The 7,499-nt window shown below is 46.7% G+C and carries 7 protein-coding genes; 5 read left to right on the forward strand and 2 right to left on the reverse strand.

Going from position 1 to position 7,499, the window contains the following annotated elements; genetic code table 11:
• Positions 1 to 51: 51 nt before the first annotated feature.
• A complete protein-coding gene (gene rpmE, locus Q1A70_RS04305) occupies positions 52 to 270 on the reverse strand; it encodes a 50S ribosomal protein L31 (RefSeq protein WP_004737142.1) in 219 nt (72 codons plus the stop codon).
• 330 nt (positions 271 to 600) lie between these two features.
• Here rpmE and priA point away from each other — a divergent pair, with 330 nt between their 5' ends.
• The 3 genes from priA to Q1A70_RS04320 all read left to right on the forward strand — a co-directional run bounded on the left by priA (position 601) and on the right by Q1A70_RS04320 (position 4,705).
• Positions 601 to 2,802, forward strand: coding sequence for a primosomal protein N' (gene priA / locus Q1A70_RS04310; RefSeq protein WP_299687230.1), 2,202 nt, complete (start codon positions 601 to 603; stop codon positions 2,800 to 2,802).
• 242 nt (positions 2,803 to 3,044) lie between these two features.
• Entirely contained in the window at positions 3,045 to 4,049 is a 1,005-nt protein-coding gene (gene cytR, locus Q1A70_RS04315) for a DNA-binding transcriptional regulator CytR (RefSeq protein ID WP_299687228.1), read from the forward strand.
• Between the two features lie 122 nt (positions 4,050 to 4,171).
• Positions 4,172 to 4,705, forward strand: a complete 534-nt coding sequence (locus tag Q1A70_RS04320) for an SPOR domain-containing protein (protein WP_299687226.1) — start codon at positions 4,172 to 4,174, stop codon at positions 4,703 to 4,705.
• A 92-nt stretch (positions 4,706 to 4,797) separates the two neighbouring features.
• Here Q1A70_RS04320 and Q1A70_RS04325 read toward each other — a convergent pair whose 3' ends face one another.
• Positions 4,798 to 5,058 carry a hypothetical protein gene (locus Q1A70_RS04325; protein WP_299687225.1) on the reverse strand — a complete coding sequence of 87 codons (261 nt, stop codon included), beginning with the start codon at positions 5,056 to 5,058 and terminating at the stop codon, positions 4,798 to 4,800.
• 298 nt (positions 5,059 to 5,356) lie between these two features.
• On the opposite strand from Q1A70_RS04325, the gene hslV reads away from it, so the two are divergent.
• Together hslV and hslU are read left to right on the forward strand one after the other, a co-directional pair.
• A complete protein-coding gene (gene hslV, locus Q1A70_RS04330) occupies positions 5,357 to 5,905 on the forward strand; it encodes an ATP-dependent protease subunit HslV (protein WP_299687224.1) in 549 nt (182 codons plus the stop codon).
• A 59-nt stretch (positions 5,906 to 5,964) separates the two neighbouring features.
• Complete coding sequence (gene hslU, locus Q1A70_RS04335; protein ID WP_299687223.1) at positions 5,965 to 7,305, forward strand: HslU--HslV peptidase ATPase subunit; 1,341 nt, start codon at positions 5,965 to 5,967, stop codon at positions 7,303 to 7,305.
• Positions 7,306 to 7,499 lie beyond the last annotated feature (194 nt).

Here is a 7,499-nt window from a genome sequence, read left to right on the forward strand (position 1 = left end):
GGCAACAAAAAAGGACACCGAAGTGTCCTTTTTATGTCTAAATAGCGAGAATTACTTCTTGCTAGAAAGAGCACCGAAACGCTTGTTGAAGCGATCAACACGGCCGCCTGTATCTACGATACGTTGCTTACCAGTGTAGAACGGGTGACATTTGTCACATACGTCTAGGTGAATTGATTCTTTTGCTAGCGTTGAGTTGAACTCAAATGTGTTGCCGCAAGAACAAGTAGCAGTAACTGCTTTGTATTCTGGGTGGATTCCAGCTTTCATGGGATAACCTCAAAGTAGGCCGTGTCGCTATACGATTCTAAGCCGCACACCACACGTAGTTTAAAAAGAAATAAAGATACCGCTGCATCACTCAAGAGCGATCAAGCCATACCTTTAAGGCGCAGTATAGTAATGAATCTGTGAGGCAGGATCAACTGATTTGATACATTTTTCGCCAATAGCATCGTTAATTATTGTATCGACAGCCATTTTCTCGCAAGTCATGCCTTCAGCCCGCTCTTCCCGCTCTCATCTAAACTGCTCCTCGAATTTAACGCCGGTATCCTTTAGACTGTGCGCTCTCTTCAATTCAGATAAAGCCGCCCCTTTATGCGACCAATGATTGCCCGTGTGGCACTGCCTGTCCCACTCGACAAGCAGTTCGATTACAAGATCCCTAGCCACCTATTTCCGATTATTGGTGGACGAGTCTCTGTGCCCTTTGGACGCCAAACCTTAACCGGTATTGTCACCGCATTGGTCAACGAATCAGAATTCGAACTAGACAAGCTCAAACCGATTAAAACCTTATTAGACCATCAGCCGGTTTGGCCGGAGTCCGTCTATTCACTATTAATGTGGTGCAGCCAATTTTATCAATATCCACTTGGTGAAACCTTTGCTAACGCGCTACCGAGCGCCTTAAGAAAAGGCAAAGCCGCCGACTTCGCGACACTGGTTGAGTGGCAACTGACGCCATCAGGCAAAGACCAACTGATGCAGGGCTTTGGCCGCGCAGTCAAGCAAGCCAAAGTGATGCACATGCTAGAGTACGGTCCGGTTGCTCACCAAGCGTTCATAGATGAAGAGGTGGGCAGTGCTGTCCTCAAAACGCTCGAAGAGAAAGGCTGGATTGAATCGGTTGAGAAAAAACCGAAGCGTCAGCCTTGGCCGGTTGACATTGAAAACGGCCAAGACAAACCTAAGCTCAACGAAGAGCAAGCGATCGCCATTGCCACGGTAAATAGCCAAACCGACTTTGGTTGCTTTCTATTAGAAGGCGTCACGGGTTCAGGTAAGACAGAGGTCTACCTGAATATGATCAAGCCGCTCCTCGACCAAGGTAAACAAGCGTTAGTGTTAGTGCCAGAGATAGGCCTAACTCCTCAAACGATTAACCGCTTTAAGCGTCGTTTTAATGTACCTGTTGAGGTGATCCACTCGGGCTTAAACGATTCTGAGCGATTGAATGCTTGGTTATCGGCGCGCGATAAAATCGCGGGCATTGTGATTGGTACGCGCTCGGCGCTATTCACGCCGTTTGCTGACTTGGGCATCATCATTGTCGACGAAGAGCATGATGCGTCTTATAAACAACAAGATAGCCTACGCTACCACGCGCGTGATGTGGCGATCATGCGCGCCCATAAAGCGCAGATCCCGGTTGTGTTGGGCTCGGCAACGCCAGCCTTTGAAACGCTGCACAACGCTCAAATAGGTAAATACAGTCACCTTACCCTTACCGCGCGTGCAGGTGTCGCACTGCCAACCACCAACAAGGTGTTGGATGTAAAAGGCGAATATCTGGAGAGCGGTCTGTCAGCCTCTTTGATTGCAGAGATGCAAAGACACCTCAAAGGGGGCAATCAAGTGATGTTATTCCTTAATCGACGTGGATTCTCTCCAGCGTTGATGTGTCACGACTGTGGTTGGACTGCCGAATGTAAACGCTGCGATGCTTACTACACCTATCACCAATACAGCAATGAGATGCGCTGCCACCATTGTGGTTCCCAGCAGCATATCGTGCACCATTGCCAAGGCTGTGGTTCGGCGAACTTAGTCACGGTTGGCGTCGGTACAGAACAGTTAGAAGCTCAACTTGGTCAGCTATTTCCTGAATACAAAACCATTCGTATTGACCGTGACAGCACCCGCCGCAAAGGCAGCCTAGAGAGCGCACTCGAATCGATTCGTAAAGGTGAATACCAAATCCTTATCGGTACCCAAATGCTGGCTAAGGGGCATCACTTTCCGGATGTGACACTTGTGGCGTTGTTGGATGTCGATGGCTCTTTATACAGCAGCGACTTCCGAGCCTCTGAACGTTTAGCTCAACTGTTCATTCAAGTGGCAGGTCGTGCAGGTCGCGCCAGCAAACCCGGCGAAGTGATCTTACAAACCCATCACCCAGAACACGGGTTGTTGCAAGCGTTACTTCACAAAGACTATAACCACTTCGCACAAACAGCATTAGCAGAACGTAAACAAGCAATGCTGCCACCTTATACCTTTATAACGCTGTTTAGAGCGGAAGCCAATGACACTCGATTAGTCGAAGAGTTTTTACGTCAAGTTCGTCACACACTAGAAGCGCACCCGCTATTTGACCAATATTGCATGGTACTCGGGCCAACCCCTGCACCACTGGCAAAGCGAGCCGGTAAATCTCGCTGGCAATTGATACTGCAGACTCAAACACGCTCAATAATGCAGAAGCTATTAATGAGTGCCAAGCCAGCAATTAACATGTTACCCGCCGCAAAAAAAGTGCGTTGGTCGCTCGATATTGAACCGCAAGATATGAGCTAAACTCGGCCAAGCTAAAAGCTAGGATAAATTTGTTCACAATTAATTCATATTTATCGTGAGCAACTTCACACTAGCCATGTAATTTTTGTTAATCTAGCCGTAACTTTACCACGATGAAACGAATAAAATATTGTGATAAAAAAAGTGCCATCAACACTTTCATGATATCTATTTAAGTCACAACTATCATTCACGCCTTAAACACATAGGCGGCAAAGGAATTAAAAAAGAGGGTTTAATTTATGGCGACAATGAAGGATGTTGCCCAGCTAGCAGGCGTCTCAACCGCAACCGTATCACGTGCGTTGATGAACCCTGAGAAAGTCTCGGTTTCCACCCGTAAGCGGGTAGAAGCTGCTGTATTAGAAGCTGGATACTCACCCAATACATTAGCTAGAAACTTACGTCGCAACGAATCAAAAACCATCATCACTATCGTTCCTGATATCTGTGATCCCTATTTTGCTGAGATCATTCGTGGCATCGAAGATGCTGCGGTCGAAAATGACTACCTTGTGCTACTGGGTGACAGCGGTCAACAAAAGAAACGCGAGTCGTCATTTGTCAACTTGGTCTTTACTAAGCAAGCTGATGGTATGCTGCTGCTGGGCACTGACCACCCTTTTGACGTCAGTAAATCAGAGCAAAAAAATTTACCGCCAATGGTGATGGCGTGTGAGTTTGCGCCTGAGCTTGAACTGCCAACGGTACACATTGATAACCTGACCTCCGCATTTGAAGCGGTGAACTATCTCGCTCAGTTAGGCCATAAACGTATCGCGCAAATATCAGGACCAGTATCAGCAACGCTGTGTAAGTTCCGCCAGCAAGGCTACCAACAAGCACTACGTCGTGCTGGGGTATCCATGAACCCGGTCTACAGCACGACAGGCAACTTTACCTTTGAATCTGGAGCACAGGCCGTGCGTCAACTGCTCGCCTTGCCAGAACAGCCGACCGCGATTTTCTGTCACAATGATGCAATGGCCATTGGTGCGATTCGAGAAGCGAAAAAATTGGGATTACGCGTTCCTCAAGACCTCTCGATCGTGGGTTTTGATGATATCCAATTTGCTCAGTACTGCGATCCGCCGCTCACCACGATTTCTCAGCCTCGCTATGAGATTGGACGCCAAGCGATGCTAATGATGCTTGACCTACTCAAAGGTAACGAAGTACAAGCCGGATCTCGCCTACTAGAAGCGAAGCTCGTTGTCCGCGGCAGTACCGCACCACCTCGAATATAACTCTCAGAAATAACGGTATAAACCTGCGGCACATTTTGATGTGCCGCTTACATTTCTGCACTATTATCCTCACGCAATCTGGATTACCATGAGGACAGAATCAGCAACTATTGAATTGTCTTGTGGCTAATAGAGATTATGTAAAGCGTGGTCGTGGCACGAAAAAACCAACCAAAAAACAAGCCCCTCGTCGCAAACCTTGGCGCAGTGGTCTTTTAGCGATCTTTCTGCTCAGCGGTTTTGGTTACGGACTTTACTTACTGAGTAACGATCCCGAGCCACCAGCGCCTGTGGTGAGCAAACCAAAACCTAAGCCAAAACCAACCAAAGTGATCCCGCCACCTCCAGAGGAGAAGTGGGACTACGTTGAGACACTGCCAAGCCGAGAAATTGAGGTCAAGGCCAAAGAACAACAAGTATCAAAGATCCCTTACATCATGCAGTGTGGGGCTTACAAAACCTCAGCACAGGCCGAGTCACGTAAGTTGGATATCGCATTCCAAGGGATCTCGAGTGAGGTTCGTAAGAAAGAAGGCAGCAGCTGGTATCGTGTGGTTCTAGGCCCCTATAAGCTAAAGCGTGATGCAGAACGCGATCGCCACAAATTGCAGCGAGCAAAAATAGAGCCTTGTGCGATTTGGAAAGACGGGGCTTAATCAACTCGATAACAATAAGGGGAAGAGGGTTCCCCCTATTGTTGTTTGAAAGCGTTCAAGCAATACCAGCATGTAAATCAAAAAAGTGCGTTTTAACGAAACTGAGGCACTTGTTCGTAGTACTCAAGCCCAAAGTCAGTCAGGTAGACCTGCCCCTTATTTATCTCGATGTAACCAAAAAAATCCAAATGTGCTAAAACGTTAGGAAATGGACGTTTAAGAAAAACGTTAACCGAGTTTTTTAGATGCTCTGTTGAACACTCACCCGCCTCCTGATACATCAGATGATGCAGTATAGACAGCTCATCCAGATCCATATCTCGATTAAAAAAACTGATATTGTCACTATTCATCACACTACTCCTTATGCTGTGAATACCATTGATTAGTGAACATCATTCCTTATAAATCAAACAAAAAGTGTTAACCATTTCACGTTAGAAATTTGTTTTATCTTTTTTTATATTTATCACAAAGCATTAACCCACAAACCCTTACCACGCATAGCCTCAACAGTTAACGGACATTTGAAACAACTGGTAACATTTGGTTTTTTTGATATGACATACCATTAAAAGTGGCACTTGAATTCATGATAGTGGAGCCACATATAAGTAGTAACCATAAATAATAATCAAAAGAGGTCGACTCGTGACTACCATTGTATCTGTACGTCGTAATAATAAAGTCGTCATCGCGGGTGATGGACAAGTATCTCTGGGCAATACAGTAATGAAGGGCAACGCCCGTAAAGTACGTCGCCTATACAACAACAAAGTACTGGCCGGTTTTGCTGGCGGTACGGCTGATGCTTTCACGCTATTCGAAAAATTTGAAAGCAAGCTGCAAATGCACCAAGGTCATCTCACTAAAGCGGCTGTTGAACTGGCCAAAGATTGGCGCAGCGATCGTGCGTTACGTAAATTAGAAGCCCTGCTGGCAGTAGCGGATGAAACCGCTTCATTGATCATCACAGGTAACGGTGATGTGGTTCAGCCAGAAAACGACCTGATTGCTATCGGCTCGGGCGGCAACTATGCACAAGCCGCAGCCATCGCGCTATTAGAAAACACAGATTTAGATGCACGTGACATCGCAGAAAAGTCGCTCAATATTGCTGGCGACATTTGTGTATTCACCAATCATCACCACACAGTTGAAGAACTAGAGAGCACCGTTGAGCTGCCTAAGCCAGAATAACAAACGCCACCACTCATCGTGCTGTATTCAACCGTGATTAAAAGAATTAAGGAAAAACCATGTCTGAAATGACTCCTCGCGAGATTGTTCACGAACTCAATCGCCACATTATCGGCCAAGATAACGCTAAGCGTTCAGTTGCTATTGCACTGCGTAACCGCTGGCGTCGTATGCAGCTTGAAGAAAGCCTACGTGTTGAAGTTTCACCAAAAAACATCCTGATGATTGGCCCAACGGGGGTCGGTAAAACTGAAATTGCTCGCCGTCTCGCGAAACTAGCAAACGCGCCTTTCATCAAGGTAGAAGCGACCAAGTTCACCGAAGTGGGCTATGTGGGTAAAGAGGTTGAAACCATCATCCGTGACCTAACGGACGTAGCCATCAAGATGACGCATCAGCAAGCGATGGAAAAAGTTCAATACCGTGCAGAAGAGCAAGCTGAAGAACGCATTCTTGATGCCCTTCTACCACCAGCACGCGATGCCTGGGGTCAGAACGAGCCATCAAAGGAAGACACCACCTCTTCAAATACTCGTCAGATTTTCCGTAAGAAACTGCGTGAAGGTAAGCTCGACGACAAAGAGATCGAAGTTGATGTAGCTGCGCCACAAATGGGCGTTGAAATCATGTCGCCTCCAGGCATGGAAGAGATGACTAACCAGCTGCAAGGCATGTTCCAAAACCTGGCGGGCGACACCAAGAAAAAGCGCAAGATGAAAATCAAAGATGCATTCAAAGCACTGACGGAAGAAGAAGCTTCGAAGCTTGTGAATCAAGAAGAGCTAAAAGAGAATGCGATCTTCAACGCTGAAAACAACGGCATCGTATTCATCGATGAGATCGACAAAATCTGTAAGCGTGGCGACAGCTCAGGCCCAGACGTATCTCGTGAAGGTGTTCAGCGTGACCTACTGCCTCTTATCGAAGGCAGCACAGTATCAACCAAGCACGGTATGGTTAAAACTGACCACATATTGTTCATCACATCAGGCGCATTCCAAGTGGCTAAGCCATCAGACTTGATCCCTGAACTACAAGGTCGTCTGCCAATCCGCGTAGAACTTGAAGCACTATCAGCACATGACTTTAAACGCATCCTGACAGAACCAAAAGCGTCTCTAACAGAGCAATACATTGCCCTAATGAAAACAGAAGATGTTAGCATTGAGTTCACTGAAGATGGCATCAACCAGATTGCGGACGCAGCATGGCGTGTCAACGAAACCACTGAGAACATCGGTGCTCGTCGTCTTCACACGGTAATGGAGCGCCTAATGGATGAGATTTCATTCGAAGCAACCGACAAAGCTGGCAGCAAGCTAGTGATTGATCAAGCCTACGTCACCGCGAAGCTGGGTGAGTTCGTTGAAGACGAAGATCTCAGCCGCTTCATTCTGTAATACAGAAAGACCATGTAGCACATAAAAAACCAACTTATTGCTCTACCGCAAAGAAATAGCAGCTAATAAGCGAATTCAAGGCCCACTTTCGAGTGGGCTTTTTATTGGTTCATCGCGGCTTTCCGGGGAAAGCCGCTTTTATCTTCAAGAAGAAGTAGTCTGTATCTCGATACCCATATCCCATTCGCTTGATT

Origin of the sequence: uncultured Vibrio sp. (genome assembly GCF_947488985.1) — a bacterium.
GTDB lineage: Bacteria > Pseudomonadota > Gammaproteobacteria > Enterobacterales > Vibrionaceae > Vibrio.

Coding starts and splice junctions, on each gene's coding strand:
- rpmE (WP_004737142.1), bottom strand. CDS start 270: ATGAAAGCTGGAATCCACCCAGAATACAAAGCAGTTACTGCTACTTGT.
- priA (WP_299687230.1), top strand. CDS start 601: ATGCGACCAATGATTGCCCGTGTGGCACTGCCTGTCCCACTCGACAAG.
- cytR (WP_299687228.1), top strand. CDS start 3,045: ATGGCGACAATGAAGGATGTTGCCCAGCTAGCAGGCGTCTCAACCGCA.
- Q1A70_RS04325 (WP_299687225.1), bottom strand. CDS start 5,058: ATGAATAGTGACAATATCAGTTTTTTTAATCGAGATATGGATCTGGAT.
- hslU (WP_299687223.1), top strand. CDS start 5,965: ATGTCTGAAATGACTCCTCGCGAGATTGTTCACGAACTCAATCGCCAC.